We start from the raw sequence: 15,866 nt of genomic DNA on the forward strand, positions 1-15,866 counted from the left end.
GCTAGCATAAATCGATCCAGATTGATGTCCGTTCAAAACTGGAACAGCTCTTGCTTCCCATTAACCACGTACCCAGAAAAAGAGTTCTTTATGATACAGAGCAACATGGCGCCGTTAGGCATGGCCGTTACGCCGCACCATCTCGCCAGCGAAAGCGCCTTAGCCGTACTGCGCGAAGGCGGCAATGCGCTGGAAGCGATGGTGGCCGCCGCAGCCACCATCGCCGTGGTTTACCCGCACATGAACGGTTTGGGCGGCGACGGCTTCTGGCTGGTGGTGCCGCCAAACGGCGATCCCATCGCCATTGACGCCAGCGGCGCAGCCGGTTCGCTGGCACATCTTGATTTCTACCATGGCGAAACGCAGATTCCGCATCGCGGCCCCAAAGCCGCCTTAACCGTGGCGGGTACCGTCAGCGGCTGGCAGGAAGCGTTGACGCTGGCGCAGGAACTTGGCGCGACGCCGCTGCCGTTAACCCGTCTGCTGCGCGATGCAATTCGCTATGCCGCCGACGGCATTCCGGTCACCGCCTCGCAAGCCGCCGCCACCGCCGCCAAACAGCACGAGTTGCAGCATCAACCTGGTTTTGCCGCCACCTTTTTACCGGACGGCAGCGTGCCGCTTGCTGGCAGTCGCTTCACCCAGCCGGCGCTGGCGAATACGCTGAGCATGCTGTGCGATCACGGGCTGGAAAGTTTCTATCGCGGTGAACTGGCGCACCATCTGGCGCGCGAAATGACTGCGCTGGGGATGCCGATCACGTTGGAGGATTTGCAGACGCACCAAGCCCGGCGCTGCACGCCGCTGCATTTGGCACACAGTGAAGGCGACATCTGGAACATGACGCCGCCGACGCAGGGTTTGGTGTCGCTGGCGATCCTCGGCATTACCGATCGGCTGAATATGGCTGACGCCGATGAAGCGCAAACCGTGCACCGCATCGTTGAAGCCACTAAAAAAGCCTTTGCGCTGCGTGACAAGCACATCACCGATCCGCGCCACATCGACATTGATGTGCAGCGTCTGCTGGATGAGGAACACCTCAGCACGCTGGCGGCGCAGGTGGACGATCAACAAGCCGCTGCGTGGGGCACCGGGCGCGGGCCGGGCGATACCGTGTGGATGGGCGTGATGGACAGCAGCGGATTAGCGGTTTCGTTTATCCAGAGCGTCTATCACGAATTCGGCAGTGGCGTGGTGCTGCCCGGCACCGGCATCACCTGGCAAAACCGGGGTGCCGCCTTCAGCCTGCACCCCGAACATCTGCTGGCACTGCAGCCGGGCAAACAGCCGTTCCACACCCTCAATCCCGCTGCCGCGCGTCTCAAAGATGGCCGCACCATGGTTTACGGTTCGATGGGCGGCGACGGCCAACCGCAAACCCAGGCGGCGATTTTCACCCGTCACGTAATTCAGGGACATCCGCTACAACAGGCGGTGAGCGCGCCGCGCTGGCTGCTGGGTCGTACGTGGGGACAATCATCCGATTCGCTCAAGCTCGAAGCGCGCATCGCGCCGGAAACGGTGCAGCAGCTGCGTGCGCTCGGCCATGAGGTTGAACTGCTACCCGATTTCAGTGAGGTGGTCGGCCATGCGGGCGCGATCGTCAGACACAACAACGGCATGCTGGAAGGCGCGTTCGATCCGCGCAGCAACGGCAGCGCCGCCGGTTTCTAACGGAGATTATTGATGAGTTCACAACCGGACTGGGCCACCTATATCGCCCAAATGGAGCAGATTCTGGCGCTGGAGCTGGATGATGCGCGCCGCGCCGAGCTGCTGACGCAGTTCAACCGCATCGCCGCCATGGCCGAGCCGCTGATGGCGCTGCCGCTCGACGATCGCCTGGAAGTGGCGGGAGTGTTTCATCCATGAAACTGTCGTCATTATCGATTAATGCCCTGCAGCAGGCGCTGAGTCAGGGCGAGATCAGCGCCCGCGATATCGCGCAAAACACGCTGGCGGCGATTGAACAGCATAAGGCGATCAACGCCTGGACCGAAGTCACCGGCCAGCGCATGCTGCGCGAAGCCGATCAGATCGATCAGCTGCGCCAGCGCGGTGAAGCCTTGCCGCCGTTAGCCGGCATTCCTTACGCGGTGAAAAACCTGTTTGATGTCGCCGGACACAGCACCTTAGCCGGTGCCAGCCTGTTCAGCGCACGTGCGGCGGCGCGCGAGGATGCGTGGGCGGTGAGCAAACTGCGTCAGTCTGGCGCGCTGCTCTCCGGCATGCTGAATATGGATGCCTATGCTTATGGTTTTACCACGGAAAACACCCATTACGGCGCAACGCGCAACCCGCGCGATTTAACCCGCGTGGCGGGCGGATCGTCCGGCGGTTCAGCGGCGGCGGTGGCTGCGGGTTTGGTGCACTTCTCGCTCGGTACCGACACTAACGGCTCGATCCGCGTGCCAGCTTCACTGTGCGGCATCTTTGGCCTGAAGCCGACCTTCGGCCGCCTGTCGCGCAGCGGCAGCCATCCGTTTGTCGCCAGCCTCGATCACATCGGCCCGTTTGCCCGTTCGGTTGAAGATTTGAGCCTGGTGTACGACACCTTGCAAGGTGCCGATGCCAGCGATGCCTTCCAGGCCGCGCAGCCCGTCTCGCCAGCTAGCGCAGGGCTCAGCAAGGGCGCAGAAGGCGTGCGCAGCGCGGTACTCGGCGGGTTCTTCTCAACCTGGTGCAGCGATGAAGCGCGTGCCGCCGTGGCGGTGGCAGCTAAAGCGCTGCAGGCAATCGACGAAGTGACCTTGCCGAATGCGGAGATCGCACGCTCGGCGGCCTTTATCATGACCGCCGCAGAAGGCGGCAATCACTACCTGCCGATGCTGCGCACGCAGCCGGAGCAGTTCGAGCCCAACTCGCGTGAGCGCCTGCTGGCCGGTGCGATGCTGCCTTCGGCGTGGTACGTGCAGGCCCAGCGTTTCCGCCGCCACTTCCAGCAGCAGGTGCTGCCGCTGTTTGAGCAGTTTGACGTGCTGATTGCGCCCGCCACGCCTTGCACCGCCACCACCATCGGCCAGGAAACCATTCATATCAACGGCCAGCATTTGCCGACGCGCGCCAGCATGGGCATGCTAACCCAGCCGATTTCGTTCCTCGGCTTACCGGTCTGTACCGTGCCGCTGCAAACCGCTAGCGGCTTGCCGATAGGCTTGCAGCTGATCGCTGCGCCGTTTAAAGAACATCTGGCACTGCGCGCCGCCTGGGCGCTGCAACAGCAAGGGCTGACGCTGCCACAAACCACCTTAATGGACGCCTGAAAATGACACCTGAACATATCGATCGCCCGGCAATTCTCGCCGAAGTCACCGCCGCCTTTTACCGCTATGAGCAAGCGCTGATCAGCAATGATGTGGAGGTGTTGGATGAGCTGTTCTGGCACGACAAACGCACCGTGCGTTTGGGCGCGGGTGAGAATTTGTATGGCATTGATGAGATCCGCGCTTTTCGCGCGGCGCGTCCGTCGAAAGGGTTGGATCGCGAGTTACGTAATACGGTGATCACCACTTTTGGCGATGACTATGCGGTGTGCAGTACGGAGTTTACGCGTGAAGGCGTAGAGAAGATCGGACGCCAGCAGCAGACGTGGGTGCGATTACCATGCGGCTGGCGGATTGTCGCGGCGCAGGTGAGTTTGATGAGTTGAGTTGGGTGGTTTTTCCCTCACCCTAACCCTCTCCCGCACGCGGGAGAGGGAATGATTGGGCTATCGCATGCGGGAGAGGGAATGATTAGGTGGAGTGATTTGTTGAACCGGGGCCGGAGCGGCTCCTTCTCCCGCTGGCGGGAGAAGGTTGGGATGAGGGGCTAAGCGCTCGGTGCCGGATGCGTCACGATCCAGTGATCGGCGATTTGCTGCCGCGTACACACCCACACATCCTCATGCTGCTGAATGTGATCGAGGAAGCGCTGCAAGCCACGGAATTTCCCCGGACGTCCCAGTAAACGACAGTGCATGCCAATCGACATCATCTTCGGTGCCGTTTCGCCCTCTTCGTACAGCACATCAAAGGTGTCGCGCAAATAGGTAAAGAACTGCTCCGCGGTGTTGAAGCCCTGCGGCGAGGCGAAGCGCATATCGTTGCACTCCAGCGTGTAAGGGATGACCAGATGCGGTTTAACCGTGCCGTCCTGACAGGTGACCTGCGTCCAGAACGGTAAATCGTCGCCGTAATAGTCGCTGTCATAGCTAAAGCCGCCCTGCTCGACCACCAGGCGTCGGGTGTTGGGGCTGTCGCGGCCGGTGTACCAGCCGGTTGGCGCTTTGCCAAACAGGTCGGTTAACACGTCCACCGCCTGCTGCATGTGCTGGCGCTCGGTTTTGGCATCCATTGCCTGATAGTGAATCCAGCGCCAGCCGTGGCTCACCACGTCGTAATCCGCCGCTTTGATCGCCTCAACGATGTCCGGATGACGCGCCAGCGCCATCGCCACACCAAACACCGTCAACGGCAAACCGCGCTTTTGAAACTCATTATGGATGCGCCAGAAACCGGCGCGTGAGCCGTATTCATACAGCGAATCCATCGACATATGGCGATCGGCGTAGCTGGCCGCGCCAATGATATCGGAAAGAAACTGCTCGGAACCGGCGTCGCCATGCAACACGTTGTTCTCGGCGCCCTCTTCGTAATTAAGGACAAACTGCACCGCGACGCGCGCTTTGCCCGGCCACTGCGCATGCGGCGGGTTGCCAGCATAGCCGATCAGATCGCGGGGATAGTTTTTGTTGAAGCTGTACTCTTTCTTGCCAGATACATCATTCATTCTGTAAGTTCCTGTCGCTCAACCAGTGGTTAGTTTAGGTGCTGAAAGGCTCCGCTGAGCGGTTTTTCGAGTGGATAATCGAGATCGCCATGCTTGCTGGTACCAAAGCCTAGCGCCACCAGCGACTCCACCATTTTTACCGCAGCGCTGACCCCGTCGATTACCGGCATGCCCAGTTCTTTGGTGAGATCCTGCGCCAGCGTAGCCATACCGCCACAGCCCAGCACAATCGCGCCGCTGCCATCTTCGCGTTTGGCCTGCATGCAGCGCTGACGCACTTTCTCCTGCGCCACGCCGCTGCCGTCTTCCAGCGCCAGCACCGGCAGATCGATGGCGTGCAGCGCGGCACAATGGTGTGTGAAGCCATATTGCTGCAGCAGATGGCGCGCAATCACCAGCGTGCGCGGCAAGGTGGTGACAATCGAAAAGCGCGTCGCCACCAGCGTGGCGGTGTGCATGGCCGCTTCCGCAATGCCAATTACCGGGCCGCTTGCCAGTTCACGCGCCGCCAGCAATCCCGGATCGCCGAAGCAGGCAATGATATGGCCGCTCACGCCCTGCTCTTTGCCGCGTTTTACCTGCTCCAACACACCAATCGCCGCGATGGCCTCATCAAAATGACCTTCAATCGACTCGACGCCGTGAGTCGGGCACACCGCCAGAATCTCGGTGCCCGGCGCGGCGACGGCGCGCGCGGCAGTACCCATGGTTTCCGTCATCGCTAAGCTGGTGTTGGGATTGATGACCTGAATCAGGCTCATGATGCCGCTCCTTTGTTACCGGCAAATAACCGGGTGAAATCAGGCAAGGTTTCGCCGCTGCGCTCAAAGTGCAGGCTGGCAACAATATGTTCGAAGTGATGCTGCAGCGCCGCCGTTAACCCCGGCAGATCTTTTTGCCGCAGCAGATCCACCAGCCGATCGTGATGATCGCAACGGCAGCCGCGCTGCCACGGTGCACCGTAAGCGGCAATCACCAGCGACGAACGCTGCGTCAGGCGCGTCACCATATCGGTGAGCACTGCGTTACCGGAGATCGCCTGCAGCTGAATATGAAAGGCGGCGGAGAGACGAATCGCCGCGGCACCATCGTGCTGGTCATGTGCCTGTTGCTCTTCTTCAATCAGCACGCCGAGTGCCGCTAAGTGCGGTGCCTGCACGTGGCTCAGCACCGCTGGCAGATTGGCGCACTCTAATAAACTGCGGGTGGCGAAGATGTCGCGGGCTTCATCCACGCCCGGCGTCGCCACCTGTGCACCACGCCTGGGCGACAAAGTGATCATTTGCACCGCGGCGAGGCGTTGCAGCACCTTACGAATGCCGGTGCGACTCACGCCGAAGACATCCGATAAGGCTTCTTCCGGCAATTTACTGCCCGGCGGCAGTTGATGCTCAACGATGGCGGTAAGCAGCGCCTGATAGATAGGTTCATCGCGATCGTTCAGATCGGCAGCCGTTTTCTGGCCTGTTTCACTCTTCATTACCTGCTCCGGTAAGTGACTGTGTGCTGCACATCGTATACGTGAAATTATTTTTTTGTATACAAGAAATCATTTCTGGCCTGGATCCTGCAATACCGTTTCACGCTGTGATTATTTTTCCATGATGTTGAGAGGAGCAGGTTTCATGCCAAATCATTCTGAAGTGACCTCGCGGGTGGCCTCTGAAGCCAACGCACAATACAGTCCACGTCTGTGTAATGACGATCTGGCGCCGACGCGCGACCAGAACTGGTCGTGGTACAACATCTTTTCGTTCTGGATGTCGGACGTGCACAGCATGGGCGGCTACGTGGTGGCCGCCAGCTTCTTTACCCTCGGGCTGGCGAGCTGGCAGGTGCTGCTGTGCTTGTTAATGGGCATCTGCATTGTGCAGCTGTGCGCCAATCTGGTGGCCAAACCGAGCCAGATGGCGGGCGTACCGTACGCAGTGATTTCGCGTCAGGCGTTTGGCGTGTTTGGCGCTAACATCCCGGCGATTATTCGCGGGCTGATCGCTTTTGCGTGGTACGGCATCCAGACTTATCTGGCGGCTAACGCGCTAATGCTGGTGCTGCTGAAGTTCTTCCCCACCCTGAGCAGCATGACGCAAAGCAGCTGGCTCGGCTTATCTCAGCTGGGCTGGTGTTGTTTCGGTGTGATGTGGTTACTGCAGGCGATGGTGTTCTGGCACGGCATGAACGCGATTAAACGCTTTATTGATGTCGCCGGTCCGGCGGTGTACGTGGTGATGGTGGCGCTGGCGGGCTGGATTGTATACAAAACCGGTTTCGATGGTATCTCCTTTACGCTGGCCAGCAAGCAGTTGAGCACCGGCGAGCAAACCTGGCAGATGATTACCGCCACCGCGCTGGTGGTCTCCTACTTCTCCGGTCCGCTGCTGAATTTTGGTGACTTCTCGCGTTATGGCAAAAGCATGGGCGAAATTCGTCGCGGCAACCGCTGGGGCTTACCGTTCAACTTCCTGCTGTTCTCGATTGTCACCGTGGTGATTGTCTCCGGTACGCAATCGCTGTTCGGCAGAATGATCACCGATCCGATTGAAACTGTCAGCATGGTGGGTAACGACGTGGCGGTGGCGATTGGCCTGCTGACCATGATTATCGCTACCATCGGCATTAATATCGTGGCGAACTTCGTTTCGCCAGCATTCGACTTCTCGAACTGCTCACCGCAGAAAATCAGCTTCCGCACCGGTGGCATGATTGCCGCAGTCGGTTCGGTGTTACTGACGCCGTGGAACCTGTTCCAGTCGCCAGAACTGATTCACTACACGCTGGATGTGCTGGGCTCGTTTATTGGGCCGCTGTTTGGCATCCTGGTGGCCGATTTCTATCTGATTAAACGCAGCAAAGTCTACGTGGATGACCTGTTTGATGACACGCCGAAAGGACGTTACTGGTATCGCGGCGGCTTCAACCCGAAAGCGATTGCCGCGCTGCTGCCGTCGGTGGGCATTTGTCTGGTGATCAGCTTTATTCCTTCACTGCATGCGGTGGCGAACTTTAGCTGGTTTATCGGCGTGGCGTTGGGTGCGGGCTGCTATCGCTGGCTGGCGCGCGCTGATCGCGAAGAGTCGGTGGCGGCGTATCGCGCGACGGTGGCGGTACAGAAGGATTAAGTTGCGCGCGCTGGCCCTCATCCCACCTTCGCCCGCTAGCGAGAGAAGGAGCAGCCCGCTGCGAGGGTTAACATCGAGCGCGATCAGCGCCTTCGCCAGCTTGCGGGAGAAGGCGGGGGATGAGGGAAACGACACCATTTAGAAAAAGCAAAAAGCCGATGCATTTCTGCATCGGCTTCTTTAAATAGATTGGCGGAACGGACGGGGCTCGAACCCGCGACCCCCTGCGTGACAGGCAGGTATTCTAACCAACTGAACTACCGCTCCGCGCTTTGTTCCCCGTCGAGAACGAGGCGCATATTAATAGCAGCTTTCACACCCGTCAACGCTTTTTCTGTGGGAATGTTTCGTTTGACGTTTTTTTCAGCTTAACGTCGATTTTGCACGCAAAATCAGCCGTTTTACACGCGCCACAAGCAGCTACCACCCTTCTTCTGCACCAAATCCAGACGACCTTCGTGCGCAGCAATCTCTTCATCGCTGGCGCTGACCACGCGCAGACCTGAAGTCGGACGCACAATGCGCTGAATGTTCTCCGCGCCGCCCTGATTGTTCTGCTCACCGTCCAGAGAAAATGCCAGTGAGGTTTGACCGCCGGTCATCATCAGGAATACTTCGGCCAGAATCTCGGCATCGAGCAGTGCGCCGTGCAGCGTACGTTTACTGTTGTCTATCTCATAACGGTTGCACAATGCATCGAGGCTGTTGCGCTTGCCGGGATACATCTTACGCGCCATCGCCAGGCTATCGGTGATCTGGCAGAAGGTTTCGGTTTTGCCGATATCCCGCTTCAGCATGCCGAATTCATAATCCATAAAGCCGATATCGAACGATGCGTTATGGATCACCAGCTCTGCGCCACGGATGTAATCAAGGAATTCGTCGGCGATATCCGCAAACATCGGCTTATCAGCGAGGAATTCATCGGCGATACCGTGAACGCCGAACGCTTCCGGATCCACCAGCCGATCGGGCTTCAGATACATATGGAAGTTGTTGCCGGTCAGGCGACGGTTGATCACCTCAACCGCACCAATTTCAATGATGCGATGTCCTTCATAATGCACACCGATCATGTTCATGCCGGTGGTTTCAGTATCGAGGACGATCTGGCGGTTATTTGCAGTGCTCATAGGACTCGTTTTATGTCAGACTTGGCGTTTTGTCAGAAGGAAGTCTACCAGAGATGCGCAAACAGGTAGAAATATTCACCGATGGATCTTGCCTGGGCAATCCCGGTCCCGGCGGTTATGGCGCCATTTTACGTTATGGCGCGCATGAAAAAGAGTTCAGTACAGGTTATCGCCTCACCACCAACAATCGTATGGAAATGATGGCGGCTATCGTGGCGCTCGAAGCGTTAAAACAGCCGTGTGAGGTGGTGATCAGCACCGACAGCCAATATGTTCGTCAGGGTATCACCAGCTGGATCCATAACTGGAAGAAGCGCGGCTGGAAAACCGCCGATAAAAAACCGGTAAAAAATGTCGATCTGTGGAAACGTCTCGATGTGGCGCTCAGCAACCATGAAATTAAGTGGGAATGGGTAAAAGGCCACGCCGGGCATCCGGAGAACGAACGCTGCGATGAACTGGCACGCAGCGCGGCGGGAAAGCCCACTCAGGATGATATCGGTTATCAGGTTGAATCCTGATCCTTCACTTCACGAAACTGGCGCGTGACGTTAACCGTTTGCCGTAGCTGGCTTTGACTCAGATTCTTCTTCATTTTGGTGGGCGTTAGCGGGAACGTACGTTTACGTGCCACCACAATGTTCAAACAACCGAGCGCCGGTAAATGCGCGCTGATCACCCTGCCGCCCTGCCGATGCCACGGCACCACCTGAAAACGGGTGCGGTAAACCACCTCATAATTCAGCAGGCCCAGCCAGTCGAGCAATCGTACCTGGCTGAACATCCGTCCACTCCACGGCGCGCGCGAGTGCAAACCCGGAATGCCTTTGCTAATCCCTAATAAACTGAAAGGGTTGAAGCCACTGATGATCATCCAGCCATCATCGATCAATACCCGATCCACTTCACGCAGTACGCGGTGCGGATCCTGACTCCACGCCAACGTGTGCGCAAGTAAACAGGCATCAACGGATTTAGATTCAAAGGGTAATTGCGTGTTATTGGCGATAACCTGTAATTCATCGCCCTCAATGCCCACATTCACCTGATGCGATATGGCACACTGGCTGGTGTTGATTTCTGCGCTGAGGCTGCCAATTTTAAGCATATGAAAGCCATACAGCTTGCCGAGATAAGGCTGCAGTTGCTGAGTGAGCGCGTCGCGAAAATAGTCTCCCATTGGCATATCGCGCCAGGAGCGCGGTGCAGTCAGGATTTGGCGTGTTTTAGCCGGCTTCATGCTCTACCATTTTCCTTTTTCTACGACCTGAGAGGTGTTTATGAATCTTACCAGCATTCCCGCATTGCAGGATAACTACATCTGGACACTGACGGACGATGACAACAGGTGTTTGATAGTCGATCCCGGCGAAGCACAGCCGGTGCTGGATAAAATCAGGGCCAATCATTGGCAACCCGTGGCGATTTTGCTGACACATCATCATCACGATCACGTCGGCGGTGTGGATGAGCTGCTGCAGCACTATCCCGAATTGGCGGTTTTCGGTCCACAGGAAACGGCAGATAAAGGGGCGAAGCGTATTGTGGCCGAAGGTGATGAATTTACCCTGCTTGGGCTGAATTTCCGTGTCATCGCAACACCCGGTCACACTTTAGGACATATCTCATATTTCAGCTCCCCTTATCTTTTCTGTGGTGACACGATGTTTTCTGGCGGCTGCGGGCGTTTATTTGAAGGCACTGCAGAGCAAATGTTCGAATCATTTCAAAAACTTAATCAGCTCCCTGAAGATACTCTCGTTTGCTGCGCGCATGAGTACACTTTATCCAATATGAAGTTTGCTGCGGCTATTCTGCCCCATGACCCTAAAATTTTGGCAAGGTATCAGCAAATTAAGGACTTACGCGCAGAAAACCGCATCACTTTACCAACAAAACTGGCCTTAGAGCGGGAAATAAATTTATTTTTACGCACGCAAGAGGCTGATTTACAACAGGCTTTAGGCACTAATGTCTCATCATCAGCGTTATGGCAAACTTTCGCCGATCTACGCGAGAAGAAAGACCGCTTTTGATATTTGAGGTTGTGTTGTGGTGGACCGTCACGTATAGTTGCTCGTCTTTTAAGCGAACTATTGACACACACATGAAGGCTAAAGCGATCTTACTCGCCTCGGTCTTGCTGGTAGGATGTCAGGCATCAAGGAATGACGCCAATATCCCCGTACAGCATGCCCAGAGTCTGTCTTCAGCTGGTCAAGGTGAAAATGGAAAGTACGGAGATCGATTGTTGTCGCCGCGATGGCAGGATGATGGAACAAGCCTCGCAGAAGATACTGATCTCTGGAATCACATTAGTGACGAGTTGAAGATGGGGATTCCGGAAAACAGCCGGATCCGCGAACAAAAAACAAAATTTTTAAAAAATAAGAGCTATCTCCACGATGTAACATTACGGGCAGAGCCGTACATGTACTGGATTGTCGAGCAGATACAGAAACGTAAAATGCCGATGGAACTGGTACTGCTACCCATAGTGGAGAGCGCTTTTGACCCACACGCAACATCTTCTGCGAATGCCGCCGGCATCTGGCAGATTGTTGCACAAACGGGCAAAAACTATGGTTTGAAACAGAACCAATGGTACGACGGACGCCGCGATGTGGTGGCCTCGACCAAAGTAGCGCTGGATATGATGCAGCGTCTGAACGGTATGTTTGACGGCGACTGGTTACTGACCATCGCCGCCTATAACAGCGGTGAAGGACGTGTGCTGAAGGCGATGAAACAGAATAAGGCGCGCGGTAAGCCGACTGACTTCTGGAGTTTATCGCTGCCCCGCGAGACCACGGTTTACGTACCTAAAATGTTGGCCTTGAGTGAGATTCTCAAGAACAACAAGCGTTACGGTATCAAACTGCCGACCCCGAACGAGAGCCGTGCTTTAGCTCGCGTAGAGGTGGGACAGCAGATTGAACTGACGCAGGCCGCCGATATGGCCGGAATGTCTCTCAGCAAGCTGAAGACATTTAATGCCGGTTATAAAAACGGTGCCACTGCGCCAAATGGACCGCACTACATTATGGTGCCTAAGTCCAACGTTGCTAAGTTGCGCGATTCACTGGCTTCCGGTGATATCGCTTCCGTGCAGCCTACCGAGATGGCGAAAGTCAGTGCGGCAGGAAACAGCTATACGGTACGCAAAGGCGACACCTTGTCTGGCATTGCCAACAAGCTTGGCGTAAGCGTCAGTGCACTGAAACAGCAGAACAATCTGCGCAGCGCTTCAGTTCGTACCGGTCAGACTCTGACCGTGAGCGGCAAAGCGAGCACGCAATTGGCTGATAACGGCAACAGCATCACCTACCGTGTACGTAAGGGTGATTCTTTTGCCAGTATTGCTAAACGCCACGGTGTGAACACCAAAGACGTTATGCGCTGGAACAGTGACGCTAAAGACATTCAGCCGGGCGACAAGCTCACGCTGTTTGTGAATAATAGCGCAACACCTGATACCTAATGCCCCGAAAAGGCTGACTTTTGTCAGCCTTTTTCATTTTCTGCTTCTGCTAAATTCTGCATATCGCCTGTTCAGGCTCTGACTCGCCCTTCCCTGTATTATTTCAGCTGAACATTAACTGTTGCGAGGCGTGAGTTCGAGCGTATTAGCTTAACGCTCGATACCGTAGAGAGAGTTGAACTCAACCAGCAGCGGATTGTGATCTGATGCGCGCGTCACCAGTACCGAAGCCTCACTGACCTTCATATCGCGGTAGAAGACGAAATCCAGTGGGCGCCCAAAGGCTTTTCGGCGATGGTCATCGGTGAAGTTCACCTCACGCAAAGACATCTCCCGCGCAAAGCGATATAGCGCATTCATGCGCTGGCGGCTCCAGGCGTTAAAATCCCCCGCCATGATCACCGGCCCGCGATGATGTTGAATCTGTTCGCCAATCGGCCCCAACTGTTTGCTGTAGACATCGACACCGAGACTGAAATTGACCGCGTGGATATTCACCACCATCAGCATTTCGCCCGTGGGTAATGGATACGCCGTGACCAGCGCAGATTTGGCCAAACGCAGCAGCGGCTCACGTTCCCTTAGTGGGCAACAGTACACAGGGTGCGCAGACGCCAACGTCATGACGCCGGAAGGATGTTGCGGTAAGACAAAGGCTGGCACCTGATCGGCCGCGAGATAGTTACTGGTGGCGAATTTGACCAGTTCAGGCGTGGCCTGCGCCTCCTGCAGCAGAACAAGGTGGGCATCTTTGCCAAAACCTTGGAGCACAGACATCCAGTCTGCACGCTGTTGCTTGAAGATATTCCAGACTAAAACTCGCAGTGTGGGATCAGCTGGCAAAGGTGCGCCAGGCGGTAATGCCTGCCCAAGATGCAGCATTGCCCCCGGCGGAAAAATCCGTTCTGCTGGCTGACCTGCTACATAACGCATTGAATAAGTTTTTTTCCGCACTTTCCCGCCCAACTGGTTTACGACTCGTACTTCACCTGACTGTTATAGGGATTTTAGCGCGGGGTTTCAATTGGTGTTCTTGATTGTCGGAATTCGCCTCACAGCTTACCAATGTAAAAGCCTGCCAGTTGGCAGGCTTTTGTGCATGTTATTCCATCGCTATTGCAGTCTGAGTTTTATCGGGTTGGCCACTCAATCGCACTAGCAGCAGCGTGCCAGGTACATACACCGTACCGATCCACGGGGTTTGCGCCAATCCATAATGTTCAACAATGCAGAATCACGCTCACTGCGGCAGGCAGCGTAATACGGAGTTGTTCAGCGATGGTTGGGCTCAGAACGACGATAACAAATTCTGTCGTTCCGATCGCACAGGCACTGATCGTCAGCGCCCAAAGTGCAATTGGCATGATTAACTCCCATTAAGGTTTTGATGGGCATTAGTGTTGCCGCATGCTTTAATGACAAAAAGATGCAAAGTTCGAACAGACTTTTGCTTTTGGAGGGATAATGAAGGCATCGTCAGATGAGCTTAAGGTGTTTATCGCTGTAGTGGAGAGCGGCAGCTTCAGTCGCGCTGCAGAGCAGTTGCACATGGCCAATTCAGCGGTGAGTCGTACGGTTAAAAAACTGGAGAATAAGCTGGGTGTCGCGCTCTTAACGCGTACTACGCGTCAGCTAGCGCTCACTCATGAAGGCGAGCATTACTTTCGCCGCGTGCAAAAGTTGATGCAGGAGATGTCAACCGCCGAGAGCGAGTTGATTGAGCGTCAGCTAGCGCCTCAGGGCGTACTGCGTATTGATGCTGCTACACCCGTGATTCTGCATCTGTTGCTACCGATGATTAAACCCTTTCGTGAGCGCTATCCCAATGTCACACTATCGCTCATCTCCTCAGAGAGCTTTATTAACCTCATCGAACGTAAAGTCGATGTGGCGATTCGCGCTGGCAATTTGACGGATTCTACACTGCGCGCTCGTTTGCTCTTTATAAGCTATCGCAAATTAGTAGCAACGCCGGCTTATCTGGCGAAATATGGTGTCCCTGCATCAACAGCTGATTTGGCTCAGCATGAATGCCTTGGCTTCGTTGAAACGCCACGCTTAAATCGCTGGCCTGTCGCAAATGAAGGTGGCGATCTTTATGAAATCACGCCAGGAATGTCATCTAACAGCGGCGAAACGCTTAAACAGCTAGTGCTAGGCGACCAAGGTATCGCGTGTTTATCAGATTTTATGGTGGATAAAGAGATAGCTGATGGTACTTTTATTGAACTGCTTGCTGAACAGCGTATTCCAGTTGAGATGCCTTTTAATGCAGTCTATTACAGTGACTTAGGAGTTAGCCAACGCGTCAGGGCGTTTATCGATTTTCTGAGTGAATGGGTTAAAGCTCAGCCCTGGCGAGTGCAGGGCTGAAAAGGGATGCAGTGATTAATCCCAGTCTGGCGCCAGACCTTCTGGACTCACTAAGCGCTGATGACGATCCAGCGCGGCAATATTTGCCATATCTTGATCGTCTAGCTGCAGATCAACCGCTGTCATGTTGCTCGCCAGGTTTTCACGTTTAGTTGATGACGGGATCACCGCGTAACCTAACTTCATCGCCCATGCCAAAACAACCTGTGCCGGAGTAGCTTTGTGCTTCTGTGCAATGGTATTAATTACCTCATCCTTCAGCGCTTCTCCATAAGCTAACGTCATGTAAGAAGTGATATGAAGACCATTCTTTTTAGCAAAATCAACCACCTGCCGATTCTGCAAAAAGGGATGCAGCTCAATCTGGTTAGTCGCTATATTTTCCACGCCAACCGCGTCAATCGCCTCTTTCATCAAAGCAATTGGGAAGTTTGAGATACCAATTTGACGCGTCAGCCCTGCTTCTTTTGCTGCCATCAATGCCAACATGCTCTCTTTCAACGATACCGCTGATCCGGGAGAAGGCCAGTGGATTAAGGTGAGATCGACATAACCTGTGCGCAGCTTTGCCAGGCTCTCTTTCAAGCTGGGAATCAACTTTTCAGCCGAAAGATTGTCGATCCAAATTTTAGTGGTAATAAACAAGTCGCCACGTGCTGCGCCATTCTCAGCGATCGCCTGGCCCACAGCCGCTTCATTTTCATAGATTTGCGCAGTATCAATTGTGCGATAGCCAAGTTCCAACGCAGTTTTAACTGAATGGATTACAACGTCATCTTGCAGGCGGAAAGTACCTAAACCAAAGGCGGGGATTGTCATGATTTCCTCATCGTATAGCGTTATGTTTCGATGGGAATTATTTTGGCAGGTTTATTGTTGCTGAAAAATCCGTTCATAAGCAGAAGAATTTTGATTTTTTATCAAAAATAATGAAAAAATTGCAGATATGAAAAAGCCCTGACTTTTCAGTCAGGGCTTATCAATTAA

The 15,866-nt window shown here is 55.1% G+C and carries 15 protein-coding genes, 1 tRNA gene and 2 pseudogenes; 9 read left to right on the plus strand and 9 right to left on the minus strand.

Annotated elements, in window-relative coordinates:
- Nucleotides 1-90 precede the first annotated feature (90 nt).
- From MWH02_RS07215 to hpxZ, 4 genes are read left to right on the plus strand one after another with little or no spacing between them, the layout of a single operon-like run.
- Complete coding sequence (locus MWH02_RS07215) at nt 91-1,677, plus strand: gamma-glutamyltransferase family protein (RefSeq protein WP_271460153.1); 1,587 nt, start codon at nt 91-93, stop codon at nt 1,675-1,677.
- Between the two features lie 12 nt (nt 1,678-1,689).
- The gene (gene hpxX / locus MWH02_RS07220) at nt 1,690-1,875 is read left to right on the plus strand and encodes an oxalurate catabolism protein HpxX (RefSeq protein ID WP_061723592.1); all 186 of its coding nucleotides are present in this window, start codon (nt 1,690-1,692) and stop codon (nt 1,873-1,875) included.
- Nucleotides 1,872-3,266 carry an AtzE family amidohydrolase gene (locus MWH02_RS07225; RefSeq protein ID WP_271460154.1) on the plus strand — a complete coding sequence of 465 codons (1,395 nt, stop codon included), beginning with the start codon at nt 1,872-1,874 and terminating at the stop codon, nt 3,264-3,266. The genes hpxX and MWH02_RS07225 overlap by 4 nt, the downstream gene beginning before the upstream one ends.
- A gap of 2 nt (nt 3,267-3,268) precedes the next feature.
- Nucleotides 3,269-3,652: an oxalurate catabolism protein HpxZ gene (gene hpxZ / locus MWH02_RS07230; protein ID WP_271460155.1), complete on the plus strand. Its 384-nt coding sequence runs from the start codon at nt 3,269-3,271 to the stop codon at nt 3,650-3,652.
- 161 nt (nt 3,653-3,813) lie between these two features.
- Here hpxZ and puuE read toward each other — a convergent pair whose 3' ends face one another.
- The 3 genes from puuE to MWH02_RS07245 are packed head-to-tail and all read right to left on the minus strand — an operon-like array spanning nt 3,814 to nt 6,253.
- A complete protein-coding gene (gene puuE, locus MWH02_RS07235) occupies nt 3,814-4,773 on the minus strand; it encodes an allantoinase PuuE (RefSeq protein WP_271460156.1) in 960 nt (319 codons plus the stop codon).
- A gap of 29 nt (nt 4,774-4,802) precedes the next feature.
- Nucleotides 4,803-5,534: an allantoin racemase gene (hpxA, locus tag MWH02_RS07240; protein WP_110867823.1), complete on the minus strand. Its 732-nt coding sequence runs from the start codon at nt 5,532-5,534 to the stop codon at nt 4,803-4,805.
- Entirely contained in the window at nt 5,531-6,253 is a 723-nt protein-coding gene (locus MWH02_RS07245) for a GntR family transcriptional regulator (protein WP_101762549.1), read from the minus strand. The genes hpxA and MWH02_RS07245 overlap by 4 nt, the downstream gene beginning before the upstream one ends.
- A gap of 145 nt (nt 6,254-6,398) precedes the next feature.
- Here MWH02_RS07245 and MWH02_RS07250 point away from each other — a divergent pair, with 145 nt between their 5' ends.
- Complete coding sequence (locus MWH02_RS07250) at nt 6,399-7,892, plus strand: NCS1 family nucleobase:cation symporter-1 (protein ID WP_271460157.1); 1,494 nt, start codon at nt 6,399-6,401, stop codon at nt 7,890-7,892.
- Nucleotides 7,893-8,082: 190 nt separating this feature from the next.
- On the opposite strand, the gene MWH02_RS07255 is transcribed toward MWH02_RS07250, so the two are convergent.
- Both MWH02_RS07255 and dnaQ read right to left on the minus strand, forming a co-directional pair.
- A tRNA-Asp gene (locus MWH02_RS07255) sits at nt 8,083-8,159 on the minus strand.
- 134 nt (nt 8,160-8,293) lie between these two features.
- Entirely contained in the window at nt 8,294-9,025 is a 732-nt protein-coding gene (dnaQ, locus tag MWH02_RS07260) for a DNA polymerase III subunit epsilon (RefSeq protein ID WP_137385206.1), read from the minus strand.
- On the opposite strand from dnaQ, the pseudogene rnhA reads away from it, so the two are divergent.
- A pseudogene (gene rnhA / locus MWH02_RS07265) lies at nt 8,979-9,546 on the plus strand (ribonuclease HI). The gene dnaQ and the pseudogene rnhA overlap by 47 nt on opposite strands.
- Here the strand turns inward: rnhA and MWH02_RS07270 are convergent.
- Nucleotides 9,531-10,265 (minus strand): class I SAM-dependent methyltransferase, encoded by a 735-nt coding sequence (locus tag MWH02_RS07270; RefSeq protein ID WP_061723590.1) that lies wholly within the window; start codon nt 10,263-10,265, stop codon nt 9,531-9,533. The pseudogene rnhA and the gene MWH02_RS07270 sit on opposite strands and share 16 nt — an antisense overlap.
- 40 nt (nt 10,266-10,305) lie before the next feature.
- On the opposite strand from MWH02_RS07270, the gene gloB reads away from it, so the two are divergent.
- Both gloB and mltD read left to right on the plus strand, forming a co-directional pair.
- Nucleotides 10,306-11,061 (plus strand): hydroxyacylglutathione hydrolase, encoded by a 756-nt coding sequence (gloB, locus tag MWH02_RS07275; RefSeq protein WP_210082099.1) that lies wholly within the window; start codon nt 10,306-10,308, stop codon nt 11,059-11,061.
- Nucleotides 11,062-11,132: 71 nt separating this feature from the next.
- Complete coding sequence (gene mltD, locus MWH02_RS07280) at nt 11,133-12,506, plus strand: murein transglycosylase D (RefSeq protein WP_137385203.1); 1,374 nt, start codon at nt 11,133-11,135, stop codon at nt 12,504-12,506.
- A 150-nt stretch (nt 12,507-12,656) separates the two neighbouring features.
- On the opposite strand, the gene MWH02_RS07285 is transcribed toward mltD, so the two are convergent.
- Together MWH02_RS07285 and MWH02_RS07290 are read right to left on the minus strand one after the other, a co-directional pair.
- The gene (locus MWH02_RS07285; RefSeq protein WP_008105211.1) at nt 12,657-13,460 is read right to left on the minus strand and encodes an endonuclease/exonuclease/phosphatase family protein; all 804 of its coding nucleotides are present in this window, start codon (nt 13,458-13,460) and stop codon (nt 12,657-12,659) included.
- Nucleotides 13,461-13,750: 290 nt separating this feature from the next.
- Nucleotides 13,751-13,870: pseudogene (locus MWH02_RS07290) on the minus strand (MFS transporter); the annotation flags it as partial.
- Nucleotides 13,871-13,970: 100 nt separating this feature from the next.
- Between MWH02_RS07290 and yafC the strand changes: the two are divergent.
- Nucleotides 13,971-14,879 (plus strand): DNA-binding transcriptional regulator YafC, encoded by a 909-nt coding sequence (gene yafC, locus MWH02_RS07295; RefSeq protein WP_271460158.1) that lies wholly within the window; start codon nt 13,971-13,973, stop codon nt 14,877-14,879.
- Nucleotides 14,880-14,894: 15 nt separating this feature from the next.
- Here the strand turns inward: yafC and dkgB are convergent, their stop codons facing one another.
- Complete coding sequence (gene dkgB / locus MWH02_RS07300; RefSeq protein WP_271460159.1) at nt 14,895-15,698, minus strand: 2,5-didehydrogluconate reductase DkgB; 804 nt, start codon at nt 15,696-15,698, stop codon at nt 14,895-14,897.
- Nucleotides 15,699-15,866 lie beyond the last annotated feature (168 nt).

Origin of the sequence: Pantoea leporis (assembly GCF_028048155.1) — a bacterium.
GTDB classification, from domain to species: Bacteria; Pseudomonadota; Gammaproteobacteria; order Enterobacterales; family Enterobacteriaceae; genus Pantoea; species Pantoea leporis.